Origin of the sequence: Klebsiella sp. BIGb0132 (assembly GCF_024810075.1) — a bacterium.
Lineage (GTDB): Bacteria > Pseudomonadota > Gammaproteobacteria > Enterobacterales > Enterobacteriaceae > Klebsiella > Klebsiella terrigena.
The window spans coordinates 37,472-59,670 of the sequence record NZ_JANUDW010000010.1 but is presented as its reverse complement, the minus strand read 5'-3'; the positions used below and the strand labels follow the sequence as shown (position 1 = coordinate 59,670).

General features: G+C 58.7%; 19 protein-coding genes and 1 riboswitch. Of the genes, 10 read left to right on the top strand and 9 right to left on the bottom strand.

What is annotated here, in order from left to right; genetic code table 11:
• Positions 1 to 149 precede the first annotated feature (149 nt).
• From M2416_RS22165 to M2416_RS22155, 3 genes are read left to right on the top strand one after another with little or no spacing between them, the layout of a single operon-like run.
• Positions 150 to 1,838 (top strand): sensor histidine kinase, encoded by a 1,689-nt coding sequence (locus M2416_RS22165; protein WP_259226809.1) that lies wholly within the window; start codon positions 150 to 152, stop codon positions 1,836 to 1,838.
• The gene (gene btsR, locus M2416_RS22160; RefSeq protein WP_259226807.1) at positions 1,832 to 2,551 is read left to right on the top strand and encodes a two-component system response regulator BtsR; all 720 of its coding nucleotides are present in this window, start codon (positions 1,832 to 1,834) and stop codon (positions 2,549 to 2,551) included. Before M2416_RS22165 ends, btsR begins: the two co-directional genes overlap by 7 nt.
• Positions 2,552 to 2,604: 53 nt before the next feature.
• A complete protein-coding gene (locus tag M2416_RS22155; RefSeq protein ID WP_045855829.1) occupies positions 2,605 to 3,075 on the top strand; it encodes a YehS family protein in 471 nt (156 codons plus the stop codon).
• Positions 3,076 to 3,125: 50 nt separating this feature from the next.
• Here M2416_RS22155 and M2416_RS22150 read toward each other — a convergent pair whose 3' ends face one another.
• Positions 3,126 to 3,587 (bottom strand): YehR family lipoprotein, encoded by a 462-nt coding sequence (locus M2416_RS22150; protein ID WP_259226802.1) that lies wholly within the window; start codon positions 3,585 to 3,587, stop codon positions 3,126 to 3,128.
• Between the two features lie 151 nt (positions 3,588 to 3,738).
• Positions 3,739 to 5,772 carry a methionine--tRNA ligase gene (gene metG, locus M2416_RS22145; protein ID WP_259226950.1) on the bottom strand — a complete coding sequence of 678 codons (2,034 nt, stop codon included), beginning with the start codon at positions 5,770 to 5,772 and terminating at the stop codon, positions 3,739 to 3,741.
• A 153-nt stretch (positions 5,773 to 5,925) separates the two neighbouring features.
• Between metG and apbC the strand changes: the two genes are divergently transcribed.
• Complete coding sequence (apbC, locus tag M2416_RS22140) at positions 5,926 to 7,035, top strand: iron-sulfur cluster carrier protein ApbC (protein ID WP_041146445.1); 1,110 nt, start codon at positions 5,926 to 5,928, stop codon at positions 7,033 to 7,035.
• 99 nt (positions 7,036 to 7,134) lie between these two features.
• On the opposite strand, the gene M2416_RS22135 is transcribed toward apbC, so the two are convergent.
• Positions 7,135 to 7,452: an RcnB family protein gene (locus tag M2416_RS22135; protein WP_259226801.1), complete on the bottom strand. Its 318-nt coding sequence runs from the start codon at positions 7,450 to 7,452 to the stop codon at positions 7,135 to 7,137.
• Between the two features lie 176 nt (positions 7,453 to 7,628).
• On the opposite strand from M2416_RS22135, the gene M2416_RS22130 reads away from it, so the two are divergent.
• The gene (locus M2416_RS22130) at positions 7,629 to 8,543 is read left to right on the top strand and encodes a LysR family transcriptional regulator (protein ID WP_259226948.1); all 915 of its coding nucleotides are present in this window, start codon (positions 7,629 to 7,631) and stop codon (positions 8,541 to 8,543) included.
• Here M2416_RS22130 and M2416_RS22125 read toward each other — a convergent pair.
• Both M2416_RS22125 and M2416_RS22120 read right to left on the bottom strand, forming a co-directional pair.
• Positions 8,533 to 9,876, bottom strand: coding sequence for an NCS2 family permease (locus M2416_RS22125; protein ID WP_041146443.1), 1,344 nt, complete (start codon positions 9,874 to 9,876; stop codon positions 8,533 to 8,535). The genes M2416_RS22130 and M2416_RS22125 overlap by 11 nt on opposite strands.
• A 2-nt stretch (positions 9,877 to 9,878) precedes the next feature.
• On the bottom strand, positions 9,879 to 11,684 hold the full coding sequence (locus M2416_RS22120) for an adenine deaminase (RefSeq protein ID WP_259226799.1): 1,806 nt from the start codon (positions 11,682 to 11,684) through the stop codon (positions 9,879 to 9,881).
• Between the two features lie 124 nt (positions 11,685 to 11,808).
• Between M2416_RS22120 and M2416_RS22115 the strand changes: the two genes are divergently transcribed.
• Positions 11,809 to 12,732, top strand: coding sequence for a LysR family transcriptional regulator (locus M2416_RS22115; protein WP_076945712.1), 924 nt, complete (start codon positions 11,809 to 11,811; stop codon positions 12,730 to 12,732).
• 28 nt (positions 12,733 to 12,760) lie between these two features.
• Here M2416_RS22115 and M2416_RS22110 read toward each other — a convergent pair whose 3' ends face one another.
• Both M2416_RS22110 and M2416_RS22105 read right to left on the bottom strand, forming a co-directional pair.
• Positions 12,761 to 13,183, bottom strand: a complete 423-nt coding sequence (locus tag M2416_RS22110) for a universal stress protein (RefSeq protein ID WP_259226794.1) — start codon at positions 13,181 to 13,183, stop codon at positions 12,761 to 12,763.
• A gap of 195 nt (positions 13,184 to 13,378) precedes the next feature.
• Positions 13,379 to 15,355, bottom strand: coding sequence for an alkyl/aryl-sulfatase (locus tag M2416_RS22105; protein WP_076945711.1), 1,977 nt, complete (start codon positions 15,353 to 15,355; stop codon positions 13,379 to 13,381).
• Between the two features lie 211 nt (positions 15,356 to 15,566).
• On the opposite strand from M2416_RS22105, the gene M2416_RS22100 reads away from it, so the two are divergent.
• A complete protein-coding gene (locus M2416_RS22100; protein WP_259226790.1) occupies positions 15,567 to 16,202 on the top strand; it encodes a helix-turn-helix domain-containing protein in 636 nt (211 codons plus the stop codon).
• A 39-nt stretch (positions 16,203 to 16,241) separates the two neighbouring features.
• On the opposite strand, the gene M2416_RS22095 is transcribed toward M2416_RS22100, so the two are convergent.
• Both M2416_RS22095 and M2416_RS22090 read right to left on the bottom strand, forming a co-directional pair.
• Positions 16,242 to 18,218: an alkyl/aryl-sulfatase gene (locus M2416_RS22095; RefSeq protein WP_195710771.1), complete on the bottom strand. Its 1,977-nt coding sequence runs from the start codon at positions 18,216 to 18,218 to the stop codon at positions 16,242 to 16,244.
• A gap of 468 nt (positions 18,219 to 18,686) precedes the next feature.
• Complete coding sequence (locus M2416_RS22090) at positions 18,687 to 19,127, bottom strand: Shiga toxin A subunit (RefSeq protein ID WP_259226947.1); 441 nt, start codon at positions 19,125 to 19,127, stop codon at positions 18,687 to 18,689.
• 638 nt (positions 19,128 to 19,765) lie between these two features.
• Here M2416_RS22090 and M2416_RS22085 point away from each other — a divergent pair.
• The 3 genes from M2416_RS22085 to thiD all read left to right on the top strand — a co-directional run bounded on the left by M2416_RS22085 (position 19,766) and on the right by thiD (position 22,198).
• Entirely contained in the window at positions 19,766 to 20,107 is a 342-nt protein-coding gene (locus M2416_RS22085; RefSeq protein ID WP_259226787.1) for a putative T6SS immunity periplasmic lipoprotein, read from the top strand.
• A gap of 386 nt (positions 20,108 to 20,493) precedes the next feature.
• A riboswitch (TPP riboswitch) is annotated at positions 20,494 to 20,590 on the top strand.
• Positions 20,591 to 20,624: 34 nt separating this feature from the next.
• Positions 20,625 to 21,401, top strand: a complete 777-nt coding sequence (gene thiM, locus M2416_RS22080; protein WP_259226785.1) for a hydroxyethylthiazole kinase — start codon at positions 20,625 to 20,627, stop codon at positions 21,399 to 21,401.
• A complete protein-coding gene (gene thiD, locus M2416_RS22075) occupies positions 21,398 to 22,198 on the top strand; it encodes a bifunctional hydroxymethylpyrimidine kinase/phosphomethylpyrimidine kinase (protein WP_259226784.1) in 801 nt (266 codons plus the stop codon). Before thiM ends, thiD begins: the two co-directional genes overlap by 4 nt.
• Position 22,199 lies beyond the last annotated feature (1 nt).

Genomic DNA, 22,199 nt, shown 5'->3' with positions numbered 1-22,199 from the left:
TTTGCTCATTTTTTGTGCTGACAAAAGAGAGCGAGGCGCTAAGAAGTGTGATCCCGGCCATGAATGTTCATTTTCTTGTAGCGCTTCAAAGAAAGATTTTCCCCGGCGGTGTATGTTACGCGCTTTCAGGTGATGTGTGGTCTGCGGGTATGTACGAGTTCGATCTGGTGTTGCTGCTGCTTCAGCAGATGTGCGTCTTTTTAGTCATCGCGTGGCTGATGAGCAAGACGCGGCTGTTCATCCCCCTGATGCAGGTTACCGTCCGTCTGCCGCACAAGCTGCTGTGCTACGTCACCTTCTCCATTTTCTGCATTCTCGGGACCTACTTCGGCCTGCATATCGAAGACTCTATCGCCAATACCCGGGCCATCGGCGCGGTGATGGGCGGCCTGCTCGGCGGGCCGGTGGTCGGTGGCCTCGTTGGGCTGACCGGCGGGCTGCATCGCTACTCGCTTGGCGGCATGACCGCGCTAAGCTGCATGGTTTCCACCATTGTTGAAGGCCTGCTTGGCGGGCTGGTGCACAGCATCCTCGTCAAGCGCGGGCGGCCGGATAAGGTCTTTAGCCCGCTGACCGCCGGGGCGATCACCTTCTTTGCCGAGCTGGTGCAGATGATGATCATCTTGCTGATCGCGCGCCCGTTTCAGGACGCCCTGCATCTGGTGCAGAGCATTGCCGCGCCGATGATGGTCACCAACACCGTTGGCGCCGCGCTGTTTATGCGGATCCTGCTCGATAAGCGGGCGATGTTTGAAAAATACACCTCGGCGTTTTCCGCCACCGCGCTGAAGGTCGCGGCCTCGACGGAGGGGATCCTGCGCCAGGGGTTTAACGAAGAGAACAGCATGCGGGTGGCGCAGGTGCTTATCCAGGAGCTGGATATCGGCGCGGTAGCGATTACCGATCGCGACCGGCTGCTGGCCTTCACCGGCATCGGCGACGATCACCATCTGCCCGGCAAGCCAATCTCCTCCCTCTACACCCAAAAGGCGATCGACAGCGGGGAGGTGGTGTATGCCGACGGCAACGAGGTTCCCTATCGCTGCTCAATCCACCCGCACTGCAAGCTCGGCTCGACGCTGGTGATCCCGCTGCGCGGCGAGAATCAGCGGGTGATTGGCACCATCAAGCTGTATGAGGCCAAGAACCGGCTGTTCAGCTCAATCAACCGCACGCTGGGCGAGGGGATTGCCCAGCTGCTGTCGGCGCAAATTCTTGCCGGACAGTATGAGCGCCAGAAGGCGCTGCTCACCCAGTCGGAAATTAAGCTGCTGCATGCCCAGGTTAACCCCCATTTTCTGTTCAACGCCCTCAATACCCTGAAGGCGGTGATCCGCCGCGACAGCGACCAGGCCGGCCAGCTGGTGCAGTATCTGTCGACCTTCTTTCGCAAGAACCTGAAGCGGCCGTCGGAGATTGTCACCCTGGCGGATGAGATTGAGCATGTGAACGCCTACCTGCAGATTGAAAAGGCGCGTTTCCAGGCCAATCTACAGATTCAGATGCTGGTGCCCGAGGCGCTGGCGCATCACCAGCTGCCGGCGTTTACGCTGCAGCCGATCGTTGAAAACGCCATTAAGCACGGCACCTCGCAGCACCTTGGGGTGGGCGAGATTATCATTCGCGCCAGCCAGGATGAGCGCTGGCTGCAGCTGGATATTGAAGATAACGCCGGGCTGTATCAGGCCAATCCGGACGCCAGCGGACTCGGCATGAGCCTGGTGGACCGGCGGCTGCGGGCGCGATTTGGCGCCGAGTGTGGAATTACCGTGACCTGTGAAGCCGAGCGCTTTACCCGCGTTACGCTGCGACTGCCCGTGGAGGAGAGCGCGTGTTAAAAGTACTGATAGTTGATGATGAGCCGCTGGCGCGTGAAAACCTGCGGATCCTGCTGGAAGCGCAGAGCGATATCGAGATCGTGGGCGAGTGCGGTAACGCCGTTGAGGCGATCGGCGCGGTGCACAAGCTGCGCCCGGACGTGCTGTTCCTCGACATCCAGATGCCGCGCATCAGCGGGCTGGAGATGGTCGGCATGCTCGACCCGGAGCATCGGCCCTATATCGTGTTCCTGACCGCCTTCGACGAATATGCGGTTAAGGCGTTCGAGGAGCACGCGTTTGACTATCTGCTCAAGCCGATTGAGGGCGCGAGGCTGGATAAAACCCTCGCGCGCCTGCGCCAGGAGCGCAGCCTGCAGGATATCTCGCTGCTCGACGATGCCCGGCAGGCGCTGAAGTATATTCCCTGCAGCGGGCATAGTCGGATCTGGCTGCTGCAGATGGAGGACGTGGCGTTTGTCAGCAGCCGGATGAGCGGTATTTACGTCACCGACAGCGAAGGGAAGGAGGGCTTTACCGAGCTGACCCTGCGCACCCTCGAGAGCCGAACGCCGCTGCTGCGCTGCCACCGTCAGTATCTGGTCAATATGGCCCACCTGAAGGAGATCCGTCTCGAGGAGAACGGCCAGGCCGAGCTGCTGATGCGCGCCGGGCATACGGTGCCGGTCAGCCGCCGCTACTTAAAAAGCCTGAAAGAGGCGATTGGTCTGTAAAACGGCAGAATCGTGGTAGACTTAGCGCCAGTATTTTTCATCATGAAGGCATTATGATCAGCAACGATATCCTACGTAGCCTGCGCTACACCTTGAAAACCAATAATGATGGCCTGGTGCGTATTTTCGCCCTCGGCGATTCCGTCGTCAGCGCAGAGCAGCTGGTACCGTGGCTGAAAAAAGAGGATGAGGACGGCTTCCAGCGCTGCCCGGATATTCTCCTGTCGATCTTCCTCAACGGTCTGATTTACGATAAACGCGGTAAAGATGAGTCCGCGCCGCCGCTGGCGGTTGAGCGTCGGGTGAATAACAATATCGTGTTGAAAAAGCTGCGTATCGCCTTCTCCCTGAAGACCGACGATATTCTCGCCATTTTGACCCAGCAGCAGTTCCGCGTCTCGATGCCGGAAATTACCGCCATGATGCGCGCGCCGGAGCATAAAAACTTCCGCGAGTGCGGCGACCAGTTCCTGCGCTATTTCCTGCGCGGTCTGACCGAGCGCGTTCACGCCGCTAAAGCCTGAGTTGCAGCCTCAGGCGGCCCGGCTGGCGCAACGCTTAGCCGGGCGATGACCTACTTCACTTCCTGAAAACCCTGCTCTTCGAGTAATTTTGTCGACACCGACATCGACACGAACTGCCGCGAGCAGTCGGTAAACATCGATCCCGGCAGCTTGCACAGCTCGCCGATCTTCGCCTCGCTAAAATCGACGCTCAGATGCTCCAGGGCATAGCTGTCTTTATAGTCGATGGTCTGCTCCACGCCCTTTATGCTGCGGTAAACGCTGCTCATCGGTTCAATAATCGCCCGCGCCTGCTCTTTATTGCTGGCGCCGATGGTTTTATAGGGGATGGTGTTGTTGGCATCCTGGCGCAGCACCTTATCGCCATCATAATAGTAGGTAAAGCTGAGCTCGACGCCTTCGGCCGCGCGGTTAAAGGTTTTGCTCTGCTCTTTTTTGTTGTCGCAGCCGGCCAGCGCCGTGGTCAGCAGAGCGGCGACGGCGATTGCGGTCAGCCTGTGTGTGTATTTCATCCCGGTTCCCTGTGTTGGTATGTATACCGTTCCGTTGTCAGAATAGCGTATTGAGTATTGTTCTTATCCGCGAGGGGTGCAAATAAAAGCGCCCGTCCGGGCGGGCAGCGGGCAAAAAAAAACGCTGCCGGGGCAGCGTTTTTCGCGGAGATTATTTGACCTGTTGGCCTGGCTGGGCGCCGCTGTCCGGGCTGAGCAGGAAGATATCTTTCCCGCCAGGGCCCGCCGCCATCACCATCCCTTCGGAGATGCCGAAGCGCATCTTGCGCGGCGCGAGGTTCGCTACCATCACCGTCAGGCGGCCAATCAGCGCCTGCGGGTCGGGGTAGGCGCTGCGGATGCCGGAGAAGACGTTGCGCTTCTCGCCGCCGATATCCAGCGTCAGGCGCAGCAGCTTGTCGGAGCCGTCGACGAATTCGGCGTTTTCAATCAGCGCGATGCGCATATCGACTTTGGCAAAATCATCAAAGGTGATGGTTTCCTGCAGCGGATCGTCCGCCAGCGGGCCGCTGACCGGTGCGGAGAGCGCCTTCACCTCTTCCTTCGATGCCTCTACCAGCGCCTCAACCTGCTTCATTTCGATGCGGTTATACAGCGCTTTGAAGGTGTTGACCTTATGCGCCAGCAGCGGCTGCTGAACGGCATCCCAGCTCAGCTCGGCGTTGAGGAAGGCTTCGGCGCGGGCGGTCAGCTGCGGCAGCACCGGCTTGAGCCAGGTCATCAGCACGCGGAACATATTCAGGCCCATGGTGCAGATTGCCTGCAGATCGCCATCGCGGCCCTCCTGTTTGGCGACGACCCACGGCGCCTGCTCGTCAACGTAGCGGTTGGCCACGTCGGCCAGCGCCATGATTTCACGGATGGCCTTACCGAACTCGCGGCTGTCCCAGGCTTCGCCAATGCTTGCTGCCGCATCGGTGAAGGTTTGATACAGCGCCGGGTCCGCAAGCTCTGCCGACAGCATGCCGTCGAAACGTTTGGCGATAAAGCCGGCGTTGCGCGATGCGAGGTTAACCAGCTTGTTGACGATGTCAGCATTCACGCGCTGAATGAAGTCTTCGAGGTTCAGGTCGATATCGTCGATGCGCGAAGAGAGCTTGGCGGCGTAGTAGTAGCGCAGGCTGTCGGCATCAAAGTGGTTCAGCCAGGTGCTGGCCTTGATGAAGGTACCGCGCGATTTAGACATCTTCGCGCCGTTGACCGTCACGTAGCCGTGAACGAACAGGTTGGTTGGCTTGCGGAAGCCGCTGCCTTCCAGCATCGCCGGCCAGAACAGGCTGTGGAAGTAGACGATATCCTTGCCGATAAAGTGATACAGCTCGGCGTCAGAGTCTTTCTTCCAGTAGGCGTCAAAGCTTTCGCTGTCGCCGCGCTTGTCGCACAGATTTTTGAATGAACCCATGTAGCCGATCGGCGCGTCCAGCCAGACGTAGAAGTATTTGCCCGGCGCGTTGGGAATTTCGAAACCGAAGTACGGCGCATCGCGGGAGATGTCCCACTGCTGCAGACCCGACTCGAACCACTCCTGCATCTTATTCGCCACCTGCTCCTGCAGCGCGCCGCTGCGGGTCCACGCCTGCAGCATCTCGCTAAAGGAGGGCAGGTCGAAGAAGAAGTGCTCGGATTCACGCATCACCGGCGTCGCGCCGGAAACCACCGATTTCGGCTCGATAAGCTCGGTCGGGCTGTAGGTCGCGCCGCACACTTCGCAGTTATCGCCGTACTGATCCGGTGATTTGCATTTCGGACAGGTTCCCTTCACGAAACGGTCGGGGAGGAACATCCCTTTTTCCGGATCGTAGAGCTGAGAGATGGTGCGGTTTTTAATAAAACCGTTCTCTTTCAGGCGCGAGTAGATAAGCTCCGACAGCTCGCGGTTTTCGTCGCTGTGGGTGGAGTGGTAGTTATCGTAGCTGATGTCGAAACCGGCAAAATCGGTCTGGTGCTCCTGACTCATCTCGCCAATCATCTGCTCCGCAGAGACGCCAAGCTGCTGAGCCTTCAGCATGATCGGCGTGCCGTGGGCGTCGTCGGCGCAGATGAAGTTGACCTCGTGGCCGCGCATTCGCTGGTAACGGACCCAGACATCAGCCTGGATGTGCTCCAGCATGTGGCCGAGGTGGATTGAGCCGTTGGCGTACGGCAGTGCGCACGTTACCAGAATTTTCTTCGCGACTTGAGTCATAGTGAGCATTACATCTTCTGTTGTAAAAAGGGCTTCCGATATTACCAAAAGGGCACTGGGTGCGCCATAAATGGCTGACCATATATGGATAATCCTCAGCTGTGATAAACTCAATCATTACTGAAAGCATCTCATAACAACAAAGGAGTCGGGATGAATTCGCAATCCCAGGCCAAATCCCCCGAACGTCTACGCGCGATGGTCGCCGGAACGCTGGCTAATTTTCAGCACCCCACTTTGAAGCATAATCTCACCGCGCTGAAGGCGCTGCACCACGTTGCCTGGCTGGACGACACCGTGCATATCGAGATTCAGATGCCGTTCGTCTGGCACAGCGCTTTTGAAGCCCTGAAAGAGCAGTGCAGCGCCGAGCTGCTGCGCATTACCGGCGCGCAGGCTATCGACTGGAAGCTGACGCACAGCATCGCCACCCTGAAGCGGGTGAAAAACCAGCCGGGCGTTAACGGCGTGAAGAATATTATTGCCGTGAGCTCCGGCAAGGGCGGCGTCGGCAAATCGTCCACGGCGGTCAACCTCGCGCTGGCGCTGGCGGCGGAAGGGGCGAAGGTCGGTATTCTCGACGCCGATATTTACGGCCCGTCGATTCCTACCATGCTGGGCGCTGAAGATCAGCGTCCCACCTCGCCGGACGGCACCCATATGGCGCCAATTATGAAATTCGGCCTCGCCACTAACTCCATCGGCTATCTGGTGACTGACGAGAACGCCATGGTGTGGCGCGGCCCGATGGCCAGTAAAGCGCTGATGCAGATGCTGCAGGAGACGCTGTGGCCGGATCTCGACTATCTGGTGCTGGATATGCCGCCGGGCACCGGCGACATTCAGCTGACGCTGGCGCAAAACATCCCGGTAACCGGCGCACTGGTGGTCACCACGCCGCAGGACATCGCGCTGATCGATGCCAAAAAGGGCATCGTGATGTTCGAAAAAGTGGAGGTGCCGGTGCTGGGTATCGTGGAGAACATGAGCATGCATATTTGCAGCAACTGTGGTCACCATGAGGCTATCTTTGGCACCGGCGGTGCGCAGAAGCTGGCGGAAAAATATCACACCCAGCTGCTTGGCCAGCTGCCGCTGCACATTCATCTGCGCGAGGACCTGGATAACGGCACCCCGACGGTGATCGCTCGCCCGGAAAGCGAGTTTACCGATATCTATCGCCAGCTGGCAGGGCGCGTAGCGGCCCAGCTCTACTGGCAGGGTGAGGTTATCCCCAGCGAGATCGCCTTCCGCGCGGTGTAAGCGTCGCGGATAAAACAACGCCCGGGACTTCGCTGCGCCATGCGGGAGCAGCAGAAGGACCGGGCGTTTTTCGTGGCGGCAAGCGGCCGCTACGCACAATCAGTGCTGGTAGAAAATCTCGCCGTCGTAAATTTTGACAATTTTGCCTTCCGGCTCGGTGACCATCACGTAGCTGCCGCCCATATAGGTCCAGTGGGTGTTGGCGTCTGGCGCCGGCAGGTGGCGCTGCTGCCACTGCTTAATGGTGTACTCCGGGGTCATATACAGCGGCGGTACGCTATCGCCGACGCGAAACTGCTGGAAGTCGGAGGTCACGCCGTCCAGCTCATATTTCTGCAGATCGGCGGCGGAGACCGACCCAACTGCGCAGGTGCCGGCCAGCAGTACGCCCAGAAGCATCATTTTTGTTTTACGCATAAATTCCTCATTATTATCCTGGACACAAAATCGCAGCCTCGTATCATTCCGAAGCGTGAGGGCGATGGCAAGTACTGGTTGATTAAAAATGTAAGCAAACGATGGTGCCGATTACGCGATTCAGCAAACCGCGCCTGTTTTAGGAAAAGTCCGGGGTTCCGGAGGTGGGAGTGAATATGTTCAGGCTGGAAGATCTGACGTTATTTGTCCGCGCGGCGGCGTTGGGCAGCTTTAGCGACGCGGCGCGGGAGGTTGGGCAGCAGCCGGCGCAGGTGAGCGCGGCGATTAAGCGTCTGGAGACCACGCTGAATATCCGCCTTTTTGCCCGCTCAACCCGCAGCCTGCGCCTGACCCCCGAAGGGGAGACCTGGCTGCCCTATGCCACGCAGATGCTCGATACCCTGCACGCCGGGCTGCAAAAGATTCAGCTGCCGGATGACCAAATCCGCGGCACGCTGCAAATTGCGGTGCCCTCCGACCTCGGGCGCAACCTGCTGCTGACCGTGTTTCGCGGATTCCGCCAGCGCTACCCGGAGCTCAGGCTGCGTATCCTGTTCTCCGATCACCGCACCGACGTGTTTAAAGATCCGGTCGACGTGGCCTTTCGCTACGGCGATAACGACGACGCGTCGTTTATCTCGCTGCCGGTGGCGGCGGAAAACCGCCGGGTGCTGGTGGCTTCCCCGGCGTGGATCACCGAACACGGCGAACCGCAAACCCTGGAGGAGCTGGCACAGCGTAACGCTCTGCTGTACGTGCTGCGCGGCAGGCAGTTCGATCGCTGGCCGTTAAGCCTGGCGGGCGAGGTTCAGCACCTGCAGGTTTCTGGCGTTATCGTTAGCGACGATGCGGAAGTGATTCGCCGCCTGGCAATTGCCGGGGAGGGGTTTGCCTACAAGTCCTGGCTCGACGTCAGCGACGATATTCGCGCCGGGCGGCTGCAGGTCCTGCTGCCGCAGTATCAGGGCGACCGGGTGCCGCTGAATATGATTTGCCCGCACCGCAAGCAGCTCTCTGCCGCGGTGCGTTTGCTGTATGAAGAGGTGAAGGCCCGCTGCGAGGCGCTGCACAACCAGCGCCCTAGTGCCTGACCAGGGTCGCGAAGTAGTAGACCAGCGGAATCGCGAGGATCCACAGCCCTAACGGGATCTCGCGCCACTTTCCGGCCACGCTCTTAATCACCACGTAGAACAGCAGCCCACCGGCGATGCCGGTACCGAAGCTGTTGGCAATCAGGGTGATCATCACCATCATCAGCACCGGCAGCCCGTCGGTAAAGTTGGCTAAATCGACCTTGCGCAGGCCGCTGAACATATTCAGGCCAATCAGGATCAGCGCCGGCGCAGTGGCCTCTTTGGGGATCATCAGCGCAATCGGGGTAAACAGCAGCATCAGCAGGAACATCACCGCCGCCGCCAGCGCCGTCAGCCCGGTTTTACCGCCGGCTTCGGCCGCCGCGGAGGACTCAATCAGCGCGGTGGCCGCCGGAATGCCGACCCACGGCCCGATGGCCGCAGCAATGGAGTCAACCATAAACGGCCGGTTGATGTGCACCATATTGCCCTCTTCATCCAGCAGTCCCGCCTCGCCGCCTACCGCCAAAGTGGTTCCCATGGTGGAGAAAAACTCGGAGGCGAAAAAGATAAACAGAAACGGCAGAAAGGCGATATTCAGCGCGCCGAGCATATCGACGTGGCCGAGGACCGGCGTCAGCGAGTGCGGCATGGCGATAAAGCTGGTCGGCAGCCGGGTGACGCCGAACGGGATCCCGACAAGGGTGGCAACGAGGATCGCCCACAGGATCGCGCCCGGAATGCGCCGCGCCTGCAGCGCAATGGCGAGAAACAGGCCGCACAGCGCTACCAGCGCGCCGGGGGAGAGGAAGTCGCCGAGCATCAGGGCGTTGGTTTTCGCATTCGCCAGCACCAGGCCGGCGTTGCGAAAGCCGAGAACCGCCACGAACAGCCCGATGGAGGCGGTGAGCCCCAGCTTGATCGACTGCGGCACCGAGCGGGTCACCACCTCGCGCAGGCCGAATTTGGTCAACAGGAAGAACAGAATCCCGGACCAGCAGGCGATGCCGAGGCCGATTTGCCAGCCGATGCCTTCGCTCCCGGCGAGGGTGACGCCCACCAGCACCGACCCGCCGATGCCGGGGCCGACGATAAACGGCAGGTTCGCGTAGAACGCCATCAGCAGCGTGCCGGCGACGAAGACCAGAATGGTTCCGGTAGTGACCGCGCCTTTATCCATTCCGCCGACCGCCAGCAGGCCGGGGATCACCACCAGCAGATAGGCGGCGGCGAGAAAGCCGGTGACCCCCGCCAGGCACTCGGTGCGCAGCGTGCTGCCGCGGGAGTAGAGGGCAAATCGCCGTTCCAGCCAGCGGCCCCGGGTTGATGCAGGAAGCGTGTTGTCAGCCATTATCAGGCTCCGTGATTATTGTTGTGGGTATGCTCCGGGGTTTCCCGGCAGGCTATCAGCGGGTCGACGATCCGGCGGGTGGTGCCGTCGGTCAAGCCCAAATCGGTCAAATGCGGCCCGGCGTTGCAGGCGAGGCAGGTCCCCTCGATGGCCTTAAACACCCGGTACGGCGGCTCCCAGTCGGCAATTTCGGCGCTCAGGTCGCGCAGCTCGCGGAACTGGCGCGCCAGCTCCGTCGCCGGCAGGTCGGAAAGCATTCCGGCAATCGGCATGGCGACGTGGGCCAGAATCTCCCCCCGCTGCGCCAGCGCCATGCCGCCGCCGGAGGCGATCAGCCGGTTGGCGGCCCGTGCCATCTCTTCGGCGTCTCGGCCGAGCACCACGAGGTTGTGCGAGTCGTGGGAGTAGCTGGTGGCAATCGCCCCGCGCAGCTCGCCCCAGCCCTCAAGCAGGGCAATCTGCGGCGTCGCCTGATGGCGACCGTGGCGGTGCTTGACCCAAATCAGGCTGAAGCCGTCGGGCAGCTGGACTTTGCCGTCGCGGATCTGCACCTCGACTTCTCCCCACTGCGTAAAGCGCGCGCCGCGAATATGCCGCAGGCGGGCAACGCCGTGGTGAATACCGCCCACCTTAAGGATAAAGTCGTCGGCGCTCAGCGGCGCAAGCTGCAGGGTATCGCGCGGCGGCGCGACGCCGGTGGCCGCAGGGATTGGCCGGCACAGCCGCCCGTCCCGGGCAATCAGCTTCCCGGCAACGTAGACCTCGCGCGCCTGCAGCTTATCCAGGTCAGGGAACACCACCAGGTCCGCGCGGCGGCCGGCGGCAATCAGGCCTAAGTCATGGCGCTGTAGGCGAATCGCTGCGTTCAGCGTGGCGAAGCGCAGGGCATCGGTGGCCGGCAGGCCGTGCCCGATCAGCAGGTTGAGCAGGGCGATAATGCCGCCTTTTTCCAGCAGCATATCCGGCGGCACGTCGTCGGTGCAGACGGTGATCTGCGAGGAGAGGTGCGGCAGGGTTTTCAGCGCCTTGACGATATCCTCCAGCAGATAGGGGTGCGAGCCACGAATCTGCAGCGTCAGGCCGGCGCGCAGCTTTTCCAGCGCATCCTCCGCCGAGGTGAGTTCATGATCGGAGGTGACGCCGGCGGCCAGATAGGCCTGCAGGTCCGCGCCGTTCAGCCCGCGGGCGTGGCCTTCAATCAGCTTGCCGCTGTCCAGGCCCGCCTGGACTATCTCCTGCATCCGCTCGCTGGCGTGCAGCACGCCGTGCATGTCCATCACTTCCGCCACGCCGCGCACCTCCGGCCACGCCAGCATGGTGGTCATCTCTTCTCCGGCAAAATCGGCGCCGGACATCTCCAGACCGGGCGTGGACGGGACGCTGGAAGGGGCGGCGACCATCACCTCCAGCGGCAGATTGCGGCTGGCGGCAACGGCGTAGCGCACGCCCTCCACGCCGAGCACGTTGGCCAGCTCGTGCGGATCCCAAAATACCGCCGTGGTGCCCTGGGCGAGGACGATTTCCGCGTAGCGCTCGGGGGGGAGATGGGAGCTTTCGAGATGGACGTGGGTATCCATCAACCCCGGGGAGAGGTAGGCGCCCTGCAGGTCGCGGGCTTCAGCGGCGTCGCTGCGGCTGCCGCGCGGATGGACGCTGGCAATCATCTCGCCGACGATGCCAACGTCGGCGGCGCGGAGTTCCCCGGTGACCATATCAACGATCTGCCCCCCGGTGAGTAACAGGTCGAACGGCAATTCGCCCCGGGCGGCCTGGACGGCGCGGCGGCGGTTTTCAGCACTGCTGGACATAACAACTCCGGCACAAGGATAATGGCGCTACTCTAGGGGCACAGCAAACGTTTGCCCAGATGAATAAATTTATCGCCCGATAAGCTCGGGTTATTCTGCCTACTCACCCTCAGCGATGGATAACATGACCGAACCCTGGCAGCGGCTGCCCGCGCTTTCTCTCAAGCAGCTCCAGTATTTTGTTACCCTGGCGCAGCTGCGTCACTTTACCGATACCGCCAACCGGCTGGCCATCAGCCAACCGGCGCTGAGCAGCGCGCTGCGCCAGGTTGAAGCGGTGCTCGGCGGCAGGCTGGTGAACCGCACCGCCTCTTCGGTCACGCTGACCGAACTGGGCGCGGCGATCCTGCCCCACGCGCAGCGCGTGCTGAGCGTGGCCCAGTTGGCGTTTCAGGATATGCAGCAGATTGTTGAAGCCGGCGGCGACGGCACGGTGCGCATCGGCCTGATGCCGTCGGTCAGCTCGCTGCTTTTTCCCCTGCTGCCGCAGACCCTGGCCGAAACCTTTCCGCGCCTGCGGGTCGAGTTTCACGATCGGGCCAACGACGCGCTGGTGCGCGAGCTGCTGAGCGGGCGGATTGATTTCGCCGTGGGCGCCATCGACAGTTCGATCCCCGCAGAGCTGCAGGTCTATCCGCTGCGCGAGGACCCGTTTGTGGCGGTGCTGCACGGCGACGATCCGCTCGCCGGTCAGCCGCATCTGCCGTGGAAGCTGCTGGCCGGCCGCGATATCGCGGTGTTCTCGAAGGGCAATATCCAGCGGCTGGTGGGGGCGCTGGCGGAGAGCCATCGCCTGACGCTGAATACGCGCTATCAGGTGGACTATATCGAAACGCTGTATGGCCTGGTGCGCTCGCGGCTGGCGATAGCCATTCTTCCCGAGCTCTATACCACCCACCTATGCGATCCGCAGCTGAAGATAGCCCAGCTGCAGCAGCCGGCGCTGAGCCGCACCGTGGCGCTGATGCGCGGGCCGCAGACGCTGCCGCCGCTGATTGAGTCGAGCTTCGCGTTGCTGCTGAGTTCGCTGCGGGAAGTGAATCCCTAATCGGCCGGACGGTGCCAGCGCGAGCGAGCTACGGCAGGTGCTTAATCAGCACGTCGACGCTGAGATGGTTAATGTACTCGAGGGAGTGGGAAGCCATCACCCCCAGCAGCCGGTTGCGGTGCCCGGCAATAATCAAATCGATACTGCGCTGTTGCACGCACGCTTCGACGTCGGCAAAGCGGCGGGCGGTGACCAGCGCCAGCGTCTGCACCGGCAGGGCGACGGTGGTCGCCAGTTCGTTGAGCAGGGCTTTGGCCTGGATGACCTCCTGCGAGACGTCATCATCCATCAGGCAGTCGGAAACGTAGTTCAGCGCCCGATAGTCGGTGCTGATGTGGGCGATGGTTATCTTCATGGCGCTCTCTTCGGCCATTTTAGCCGCGTGCTGAAGCAGCGGAATCCCGTCAATGCTGCTGTTAATCAGCACCAGCGCATGGTGATAAACGGACATAGCCCACCTCGGTTGGTTATCTGCGAAAATCATTATTCCCACTGCTAATCTTGTGCCCGGGCGGTGGGGAAAGCAAATCGAGATGTGCGCGCAAGGGCAGGGGAATAAGGGCGGGAAGTGCAGGGGGGCGGTCGCGGGAAATAGCCAAAAAAATCCCCCGCGACCGGCGGCCTCGGGGGATGATAATCGGCTCAGTTACGGAGTAACGATATTGAACCAGAACTCAAACTTGTCCATGTAGCTCAGCATTTCGTCCAGCTTCGCAGCATTACCGGTAATTTTCACCTCACCTTGATCAACCGCCTGCTTCAGGGTCTCTTGCTTGAGGATAATCTTGTTCAGCGTATCGCGATCGAGGGTGATGTTGGCATCCGCGTTGTCGGCGACCGCGTTGGCGGTGTGGTTCAGAACGCCGTTTTCCAGCTCCAGCTTGTACTTGCCGCCGTCTTTACCCAGATCGACGTTGAGAATCGCCTTCGCCGCGCCGGCTTTTTCGCCGTTAATATGCACGCCCAGGTAGTCGAAGAACATTTCCGGGGTCATCGCGCGGACGGTATCCGGGCTGGCGGTGTTCGGCGTTGGCAGCTTCTGCACGCCGTTACGCAGCTCCTGCGCGCCGGTGAGGTAGAAGTTACGCCAGGTGCCGGCTTCCGCCTGGTAGCCCAGCTGCTCCAGAGCATCCGCTTCGAGGTTCCGCGCGTCCTGGTTTTGCGGGTCGGCGAACACCACTTTGCTGGTGACCTGCGCCACCCAGCGATAGTTACCCTGGCGGTAATCCTCTTTGGCTTTGCTCAGGATATTGCCGGCGCCGCCCATATATTCGACAAACTTCTTCGCAGCCTGCTCGGGCGGCAGCTCGTCGAGGGTGGCCGGGTTGCCGTCGAACCAGCCGAGATAGTACACGTAGGTGGCCTTGACGTTGTGGCTGACGGAACCGTAGTAGCCCCGGCTTGACCACTGCTTCTCCAGCGCTTCCGGCAGCTTGAAGTTCGCGGCAATTTCGTCGCGGGTCAGGCCTTCGTTAGCCATGCGCAGGGTCTGGTCGTTGATATAGCGATACATGTCGCGCTGGCCTTTCATCAGCTTAACAATGTTGTCGTTGCCCCAGGTCGGCCAGTGGTGCTGCGCGATAATCACGTCGGCGTCGCTGCCCCAGCGATCGATGGCGGCGTTGATGTATTTCGACCACGCCAGCGGATCGCGGATTTTTGCGCCGCGCAGGGAGTAGGTGTTGTGCAGCGTGTGGGTCACGTCCTCCGCCGCTTCGATCATTTTCTTCTCTTTGACGTACCACAGCATTTCCGACGGGGCCTCAGAGCCCGGCGCCATCATGAAATCGTAGGTCAGGCCATCAATCACCTCTTCCTGCCCGGTTTTGGTGATGTAGTTTGTCGGCTGGATCAGCGTAACGGTACCGGCGGAGGTGGTGGTCCCCAGACCCGCGCCAACCTGACCTTTCGCGTCGGGCTTGAGCAGGTTGCCGTACATATAGCTGGCGCGGCGGCTCATCGCCGTACCGGCCATGATATTTTCCGAAACCGCTTCTTTCATAAAGCCGTCCGGCGCGTAGATTTTGACTTTGCCTGACTTAACGTCGGCTTCGTCAACCACGCCGCGAATGCCGCCGTAGTGGTCAACATGGCTGTGGGTGAACAGTACCGCGACCACCGGCTTCTTGCCGCGATTGGCGTAGTAGAGGTCCAGCCCCTCTTTGGCCGGTTCGGCGCTCAGCAGCGGATCGATGATGGTAATGCCTTTATCACCTTCGATAATGGTCATGTTGGAGAGGTCGAGGTTGCGAATCTGGTAAACGCCGTCGGTGACCTTGAACAGACCGCCGATATTAATCAGCTGGGACTGGCGCCACAGGCTAGGGTTAACGCTATCCGGAGATTTTTGGCCTTCTTTAACGAAGTCGTATTTCGCCGGATCCCAAATAACGTTGCCCTGTTCGCCTTTAATCATGCTCGACGGCAGCGCGGCGATGAAGCCTTTATGCGCGTTTGCAAAATCGGTTTTATCGGCAAACGGCAGCTTGTTGTACAGCGCGCTATTGGCCTGGCGGGTGGCAGGCGTCGCATCGTTCGGCTGAACCTGCGCAAAAGCGGAAGCGGACAGCGAAACCAGAACACCGGCCATCGCCAGGTGTTTAGCAATCTGATTTAATTTCATTCAATGACCTCTTAGATTATTTGTGCCGAAATCAATAATAAATATGATACGGCTAATGCAAATGCGGACTCATTACCGGCTATTGTAAGTGGAATAGATGGCGTTAATAGTCCCATATGGGACTGCCTGGAAAATAACAACGGTAGGCCTCGAATCCACGCCGGACTCGCTGCTATACTGAGCTTACGGCAGAATGGAGTAAGGGCATGCGGTGAATTTTCAGGAAATACACGGTTATTACAGCACGTTAGAGATTGATAGCTATCTGGATGAAATCATTCAGGAAGGCGAGGACGTGTTGTTGCCTGCCAATAAAAAATTAGAAGTCAAGGCCGGCTATATTTATTTTTGTACCGGCGGTTCTTTATCAATATTAATGCCGGAGGACGGTCTTAATATCGGGAATAGCATTGAGCATATGCCGATTGGCCTAATGGAAAGATACTGCCCGCTGGCAAAGTTTGAATATATGGGGAGCGCGCCGGTCAGGCTTATTAAAATATCCTATGAGGCGTTTGACCGTATCTTTATCCAAAATAATCCGCAGCGCGTGCAGGAGCTGGCGACGATTCTGGTGTATATGACTATTTTCACCATCGACCTGCATAACGAGCGTCGGCAGCTGACCAGCTACCAGACCATCCGGCCGATGCTGTTTCGCTATCTCTACCGGCAGAATACGCATGAGGGTGAAAATGAAGGCCTGGCGCTGTTTATCATCAAGCGAACCAATCTTTCGCGGACCCACGTTTTCCGGGTGCTTGCCGACCTCAAGGCCGGGGGCTACATCACGATGGCAAGAGGAAAGCTGGTGTCTATCGACCCGGCGCTGCCCGAGGAGTATTAGCGCAGAGAAATCCCGCGACCGGAGGCCGCGGGGGGAGGTTTACGGCGTCACAATGTTGAACCAGAACTCGAACTTGTCCATGTAGCCCAGCATCTCATCCAGCTTCGTCCCGTTACCGGTGACCTTCACTTCACCCTTATCTTCAGCCTGTTTCAGCGTTTCTTCTTTCAGGATGATTTTGTTCAGGGTCGCACGGTCCAGCACGATAGTGGCATCCGCATCTTTCGCTTCGGCCTTCGCGGTGTGGTTCAGCACGCCGTTTTCCAGCTCCAGCTTATACTTGCCGCCGTCGTTGCCGAGGTCGATGTTGAAGACCGCTTTGGCTTTACCGGCTTTCTCACCGTTGATGTGTACCGCCAGATAGTCAAAGAACATTTCCGGGGTCATCGCGCGGACGGTATCCGGGCTGGCGGTGTTCGGCGTCGGGCCTTTCACCACGCCGTTGCGCAGCTCCTGCGCGCCGGTGAGGTAGAAGTTGCGCCACGGACCGGATTCAGCCTGGTAACCCAGCTGCTCCAGGGCATCCGCTTCCAGATTACGCGCCGCCTGGTTTTTCGGGTCGGCGAAGACGATTTTGCTCACCACCTGGGCTACCCAGCGGTAGTTACCCTGGTCATAGTCCTCTTTGGCCTTCTTCATGATGGCGTCGGCGCCGCCCATGTAATCAACAAACTTTTTAGCCGCTTCTTCCGGCGGCAGCTCGTCGAGGGTGGCCGGGTTGCCGTCGAACCAGCCGAGGTACAGCACGTAGGTGGCCTTCACGTCGTGGCTGACGGAACCGTAGTAGCCGCGGTTGGCCCAGGTGTGCGCCAGGCTGTCCGGCAGCTTGAATTTGGCGGCAATTTCGTCGCGGGTCAGCCCTTCGTTAGCCATGCGCAGGGTCTGGTCGTTGATGTAACGATAGAGGTCACGCTGGCTCTTCAGCAGGGTGACGACGTTTTCGTTGCCCCAGGTCGGCCAGTGGTGCTGAGCCATGATGATCTCAGCTTTGTCGCCCCAGCGAACGATCGCTTCGTTGATATATTTCGACCACGGCAGCGGCTCGCGGATTTTGGCCCCGCGCAGGGAGTAGGTGTTGTGCAGGGTATGGGTGACGTCTTCCGCCGCTTCGATGAGCTTCTTCTCTTCGATATACCACAGCATTTCAGACGGTGCTTCAGAGCCCGGCGCCAGCATGAAATCATAGGTCAGGCCGTCGATAACCTCTTTCTGGCCGTCTTTTTCAATGATGTTGGTCGGAGCAATCAGGGTCACGGTGCCGGCAGAGGTGGTGGTACCCAGCCCTGCGCCGACCTGGCCGGTGGCTTCCGGCTTCAGCAGGTTGCCGTACATATAGCTGGCGCGACGGCTCATGACGTTACCGGCCATGATGTTTTCCGCCACGGCGGCTTCCATAAAGCCGGCCGGCGCATAGACTTTCACTTTGCCCGACTTCACGTCGGCTTCATCAATGACGCCGCGCACGCCGCCGTAGTGGTCAACGTGGCTGTGGGTGTAGATAACGGCCACCACCGGCTTCTTGCCGCGGTTTTTGTAGTACAGGTCCATGCCCACTTTCGCGGTTTCAGCGGATACCAGCGGGTCAACGACGGTAATGCCTTCTTTACCTTCGATGATGGTCATGTTGGAGAGATCGAGGTTGCGGATCTGATAGACGCCTTCGGTCACTTCAAACAGGCCGCTGATGTTAATCAGCTGAGACTGACGCCACAGGCTCGGGTTGACGGTATCCGGCGCCTTTTCCCCTTCTTTGATGAAGGCGTACTGCTGAGGATCCCAGACGACGTTGCCCTGCTCGCCTTTGATGACATCGCCAGGCAGAGCGGCAATAAAGCCTTTATGCGCGTTACTAAAATCGGTGTTGTCGGAGAAGGGCAGCTGGTTGTAAAGGGCATCGTTTGCCTGTTTGGTGGCGGCGGTCGCTTCTTTGGGGGAAGTGTCTGCCCAGGCGGAAAGGGCAAAGGTCGATAGCACCCCGGCTAACGCCATTCCCTTTACTATTGGTGTCAATTTCATTGGAATCCTCATGATTTTTCGGTGATTCACTCGGTAATATCGATGTGACAACGGGTCACACCTTGTAACGCTTGCTAAAACTATAACTACTTGTTTAAAAAGGGCGAATTTTTGGTTACATAAATCTTCATTTAGTTAATAAATTACTACTTTAGTACTAGATTTGTTGCCGGGCGTTTCTATGGCATGGGACATGGTTCAGGCAGCAGAACGAAGGCCGTCTGGCCCAACAATGTGCTAAGGAGCCGCAGCGCGATCGAAAAAAACAGACGATTGGCGTGCAGGAAGCGCGGGAAAGGGCCGCTGCTGCGGCCGCTGGGAAACAGCATGAGCCTGCTGCTCCAAAGGACACGCTTTTTGTCTGGGGGATTAGCTGAGGTTCACATAGTGACCAGGCAAGATATAGTGATAACGCTAAAATTAATTAAGAAATAAAGGGTTTTATAGATCCCTAAGCCCCGTTAACTATTAAAACTCTCTGCCGAGGGTAAGGTAGCCATTAAATCTGATGGAACACTCATCTTTATTCATAAGGCTGGAGGCAATGAATATATCTTTCATGCCCCGGACGTTGGTGTAGGTATATTTTGCGGTAATGGACTGAGCGTTGTTCTCATAGTAGCTGGAGAAATAATCCCTCACGGGAATTGTCGCCAGGCCTTTATCAATGCTTTCTTTATGGTCCCTTTTAGCCAGCGATTCTGCATAGAGTTCTGATACGGTTGCCGTATTGATTATCTCTACCGTCGTTTTATCTCTTTGAATCGCGGCTGGATCGATTTTTAAATCCTTTGAGATAGCGTCAAACAGGGATAATTCCATTGACGCACCCACGGAAGCGCAGCCGAGACCGTCAGCATAAGAAGCGGGGTGAACCGCAGCCAGGGTGAAAATGAGTGCTTTTTTCATCATTTTTAATCTTCCACTAGCAGAGTTTTGTCGCTACTGGCCGCAACGATCTGACTCCAGGACTATTCCCCACGTTAGCGGAAAGACGATTAAAGGCCGGTTGGTCACAATCTTTATCATTCAATGGGTCAGCCGTATTCAGATAAACGCTATAAATGCTATGCGAGTTTACTTTATAAAACCCTGTCATTCGTCGCTCCCTTATGACCATTATTGCCACTCTATTAATCCTCATATTTTGTGTTGTTTTGAGTGTCAATCGTACACGTGTGCGGCCGTTATCAGGAATGGAGATTTCAGGGAAAGCTCTGAAAGTCTGGACTCTCGCTCCGGGGCAGCGCTTAAAATCGAAGGGCTTAAGTTAACTTGTATGGCCTATTAAGCGGATCTAAATCCACGGCCATCAGAAGCGCATCAGGACAATATCTTTTGTCATCCGGAGTTGCATTGACCAGCTGATAATCAGAACTTTCCCGGAAAAAATATTTCCTCTATTTGATTGCATGGTAGTACGATAAATGACCAATGCCATTGCAGAGTAGAGGGATTTTGAATGCCTGTAGATGAGACTATGAGCCTAAAGAGTCTGATTACTCATTGCTCCTAAGATACGGAAGTGTGATGAAGGGATTTCCGGCATGAAGAGATTAACTATTCTACTTTTAGTTTTCCTTCTTTCCGGTTGCCCTGGCGGTAATCCTGCGCCACACCCAAGAACGACATTTATCAAGGGCGAACATCTTTGTTTCAGTGAAGATGATAAAGATGTATTGAACTATTACACTGTTGATACAAGGGAAAACGGTAAAATAGAAACAGTGGTTAGCTCAGGTTATAATAAATCAAATTCTTCTTATCCGGATAATTGCATAAATGTGAAATGGAAGAATAATCACACCTATGCGATCAATTATGGGTTAAATAATAAAAAGTACGCTCATGAATTTTTTATTGATGGCAATGGAAAGTTAACCAAATAAGGAGAGTGGAATGTCATTGCCAGCTTAGGATGATGCATGGATGAAACCGAAGAAAGAAGGATAGAAGACACAATAAAATAACCCTTAACGGTAATTCGCTACGTAGTTCTGCAATGCCGTCCAGTAGCGGCAATGCGCCAGCGTACACGTTGCATCCTATATTCAATCTGAGACTTGATACATTCTTACCACACACCATCGCCAGCGATTCACGCGCTCAATCTTCACCGGGTGGATAAGATAAAGGCGCTTCGGCTGCTTTTTCCAGTTCGGTGGGGGCAAAAAGGGTCAGATACCTTTCTAAGGCGAAGAAGCGATAACCACAAGGGCGCGCTTGCATCAGCCAGCCACTTCCCCTAATCTGGCAAAAAGTATAGAGATTCAATCTACATGACTCGGGGTGCCCTTCCTTGTGAAGGCTGAGAAAAACCCGTACCACCTGATCTGGATAATGCCAGCGTAGGGAAGTCAGAGACCACAAGGTCGTTGCTTCTTCATCGCCTGGCTGGAGCAAACGATGCAAGCTGAGCCACTGAACCCCGCGCATATCGCGCATCTGCAACATCTTTTTCGCCGCCACTCCCCCCTTATTCACTGCATGACCAACGACGTGGTGCAGACGTTCACCGCCAACGTTCTGCTGGCGATTGGCGCTTCCCCGGCGATGGTGATTGACCCGCAGGAGGCCAGCCAGTTTGCCGCCATCGCCGATGCGCTGCTGATTAACGTCGGCACCTTAACCGTCGACCGCGCCGACGCCATGCGCGCGGCCGTCTCCAGCGCGCAGCGGGCGGGCAAGCCGTGGGTGCTGGACCCGGTTGCGGTCGGGGCGCTCACGCTGCGCAGCGAATTCTGTCGCGACCTGCTAACCCTGCAGCCGGCTGCCGTTCGCGGCAACGCCTCGGAAATTATGGCCCTCGCGGGGATGAGCGGCGGCGGGCGCGGGGTCGATACCACTGATACCGCGGCGGCGGCGCTGCCGGCCGCCCGGGCGCTGGCGCGTCAGCTGAATACGGTGGTGGCGGTGACCGGTGAGGTGGATTACGTCACCGACGGCCAGCGCACGTGCGCCGTCAGCGGCGGGGATCCCCTGATGACCCGGGTTGTTGGCACCGGCTGCGCCCTGTCTGCGGTGGTTGCCGCCAGTACGGCGCTGCCCGGCGACCGACTGGAAAACGTCGCGGCGGCCTGTGGCCTGATGAAGCTGGCGGGCGGGCGGGCTGCTCGTCAGGGCGGTCCGGGCAGCTTTACCCCGGCGTTCCTTGATGCGCTGTACGGGGAGGAGCTGCAATGAAGCGAATCAATGCCTTAACGATTGCCGGCACCGATCCCAGCGGCGGCGCGGGCATTCAGGCCGATCTTAAAACCTTCTCCGCCCTCGGGGCCTACGGCTGCTCGGTGATCACCGCGCTGGTGGCGCAGAATACCCGCGGCGTGCAGTCGGTGTACCGCATCGAGCCTGACTTTGTTGCCGCCCAGCTGGACTCGGTGTTCAGCGACGTCCGTATCGATACCACCAAGATTGGCATGCTGGCGGAGACGGATATCGTCGAGGCCGTGGCGGAGCGGCTGGCGCGCTATCGGATCGCCAACGTGGTGCTGGATACGGTGATGCTGGCGAAAAGCGGCGATCCGCTGCTGTCAGCGTCGGCGGTGGCGACGCTGCGCACCCGGCTGCTGCCGCAGGTTTCGCTGATAACGCCCAACCTGCCGGAGGCCGCGGCGCTGCTGGATGCGCCGCACGCGCGCAATGAAAAAGAGATGCTCGAGCAGGGCCGGGCGCTGCTGGCGCTGGGCTGCGGCGCGGTGCTGATGAAGGGCGGTCATCTCGATGATGCCGAAAGCCCGGACTGGCTCTTTAGCGCCGAAGGCGAGCAGCGCTTCACTGCCCCGCGGATCCTCACCAAAAATACCCACGGCACCGGCTGTACGCTCTCCGCCGCGCTGGCCGCGCTGCGCCCGCGCTACGGCGACTGGGGGCAAACGGTCGCCGAGGCCAAAGGCTGGCTCTCGGCGGCGCTGGCGCAGGCGGATTCGCTGGAGGTGGGGCAGGGGATTGGCCCGGTGCATCATTTCCACGCCTGGTGGTAAG

What these genes read in the sequence shown, in the direction of transcription:
- thiD (WP_259226784.1), top strand. Translation starts at nt 21,398, where the DNA reads ATGAAGCGAATCAATGCCTTAACGATTGCCGGCACCGATCCCAGCGGC.
- metG (WP_259226950.1), bottom strand. Translation starts at nt 5,772, where the DNA reads ATGACTCAAGTCGCGAAGAAAATTCTGGTAACGTGCGCACTGCCGTAC.
- apbC (WP_041146445.1), top strand. Translation starts at nt 5,926, where the DNA reads ATGAATTCGCAATCCCAGGCCAAATCCCCCGAACGTCTACGCGCGATG.
- M2416_RS22090 (WP_259226947.1), bottom strand. Translation starts at nt 19,127, where the DNA reads ATGAAAAAAGCACTCATTTTCACCCTGGCTGCGGTTCACCCCGCTTCT.
- thiM (WP_259226785.1), top strand. Translation starts at nt 20,625, where the DNA reads ATGCAAGCTGAGCCACTGAACCCCGCGCATATCGCGCATCTGCAACAT.
- M2416_RS22115 (WP_076945712.1), top strand. Translation starts at nt 11,809, where the DNA reads ATGACCGAACCCTGGCAGCGGCTGCCCGCGCTTTCTCTCAAGCAGCTC.
- M2416_RS22125 (WP_041146443.1), bottom strand. Translation starts at nt 9,876, where the DNA reads ATGGCTGACAACACGCTTCCTGCATCAACCCGGGGCCGCTGGCTGGAA.
- M2416_RS22120 (WP_259226799.1), bottom strand. Translation starts at nt 11,684, where the DNA reads ATGTCCAGCAGTGCTGAAAACCGCCGCCGCGCCGTCCAGGCCGCCCGG.
- M2416_RS22110 (WP_259226794.1), bottom strand. Translation starts at nt 13,183, where the DNA reads ATGTCCGTTTATCACCATGCGCTGGTGCTGATTAACAGCAGCATTGAC.
- M2416_RS22135 (WP_259226801.1), bottom strand. Translation starts at nt 7,452, where the DNA reads ATGCGTAAAACAAAAATGATGCTTCTGGGCGTACTGCTGGCCGGCACC.
- M2416_RS22085 (WP_259226787.1), top strand. Translation starts at nt 19,766, where the DNA reads ATGAAGAGATTAACTATTCTACTTTTAGTTTTCCTTCTTTCCGGTTGC.
- M2416_RS22105 (WP_076945711.1), bottom strand. Translation starts at nt 15,355, where the DNA reads ATGAAATTAAATCAGATTGCTAAACACCTGGCGATGGCCGGTGTTCTG.
- M2416_RS22155 (WP_045855829.1), top strand. Translation starts at nt 2,605, where the DNA reads ATGATCAGCAACGATATCCTACGTAGCCTGCGCTACACCTTGAAAACC.
- M2416_RS22130 (WP_259226948.1), top strand. Translation starts at nt 7,629, where the DNA reads ATGTTCAGGCTGGAAGATCTGACGTTATTTGTCCGCGCGGCGGCGTTG.
- M2416_RS22150 (WP_259226802.1), bottom strand. Translation starts at nt 3,587, where the DNA reads ATGAAATACACACACAGGCTGACCGCAATCGCCGTCGCCGCTCTGCTG.
- M2416_RS22165 (WP_259226809.1), top strand. Translation starts at nt 150, where the DNA reads ATGTACGAGTTCGATCTGGTGTTGCTGCTGCTTCAGCAGATGTGCGTC.
- M2416_RS22095 (WP_195710771.1), bottom strand. Translation starts at nt 18,218, where the DNA reads ATGAAATTGACACCAATAGTAAAGGGAATGGCGTTAGCCGGGGTGCTA.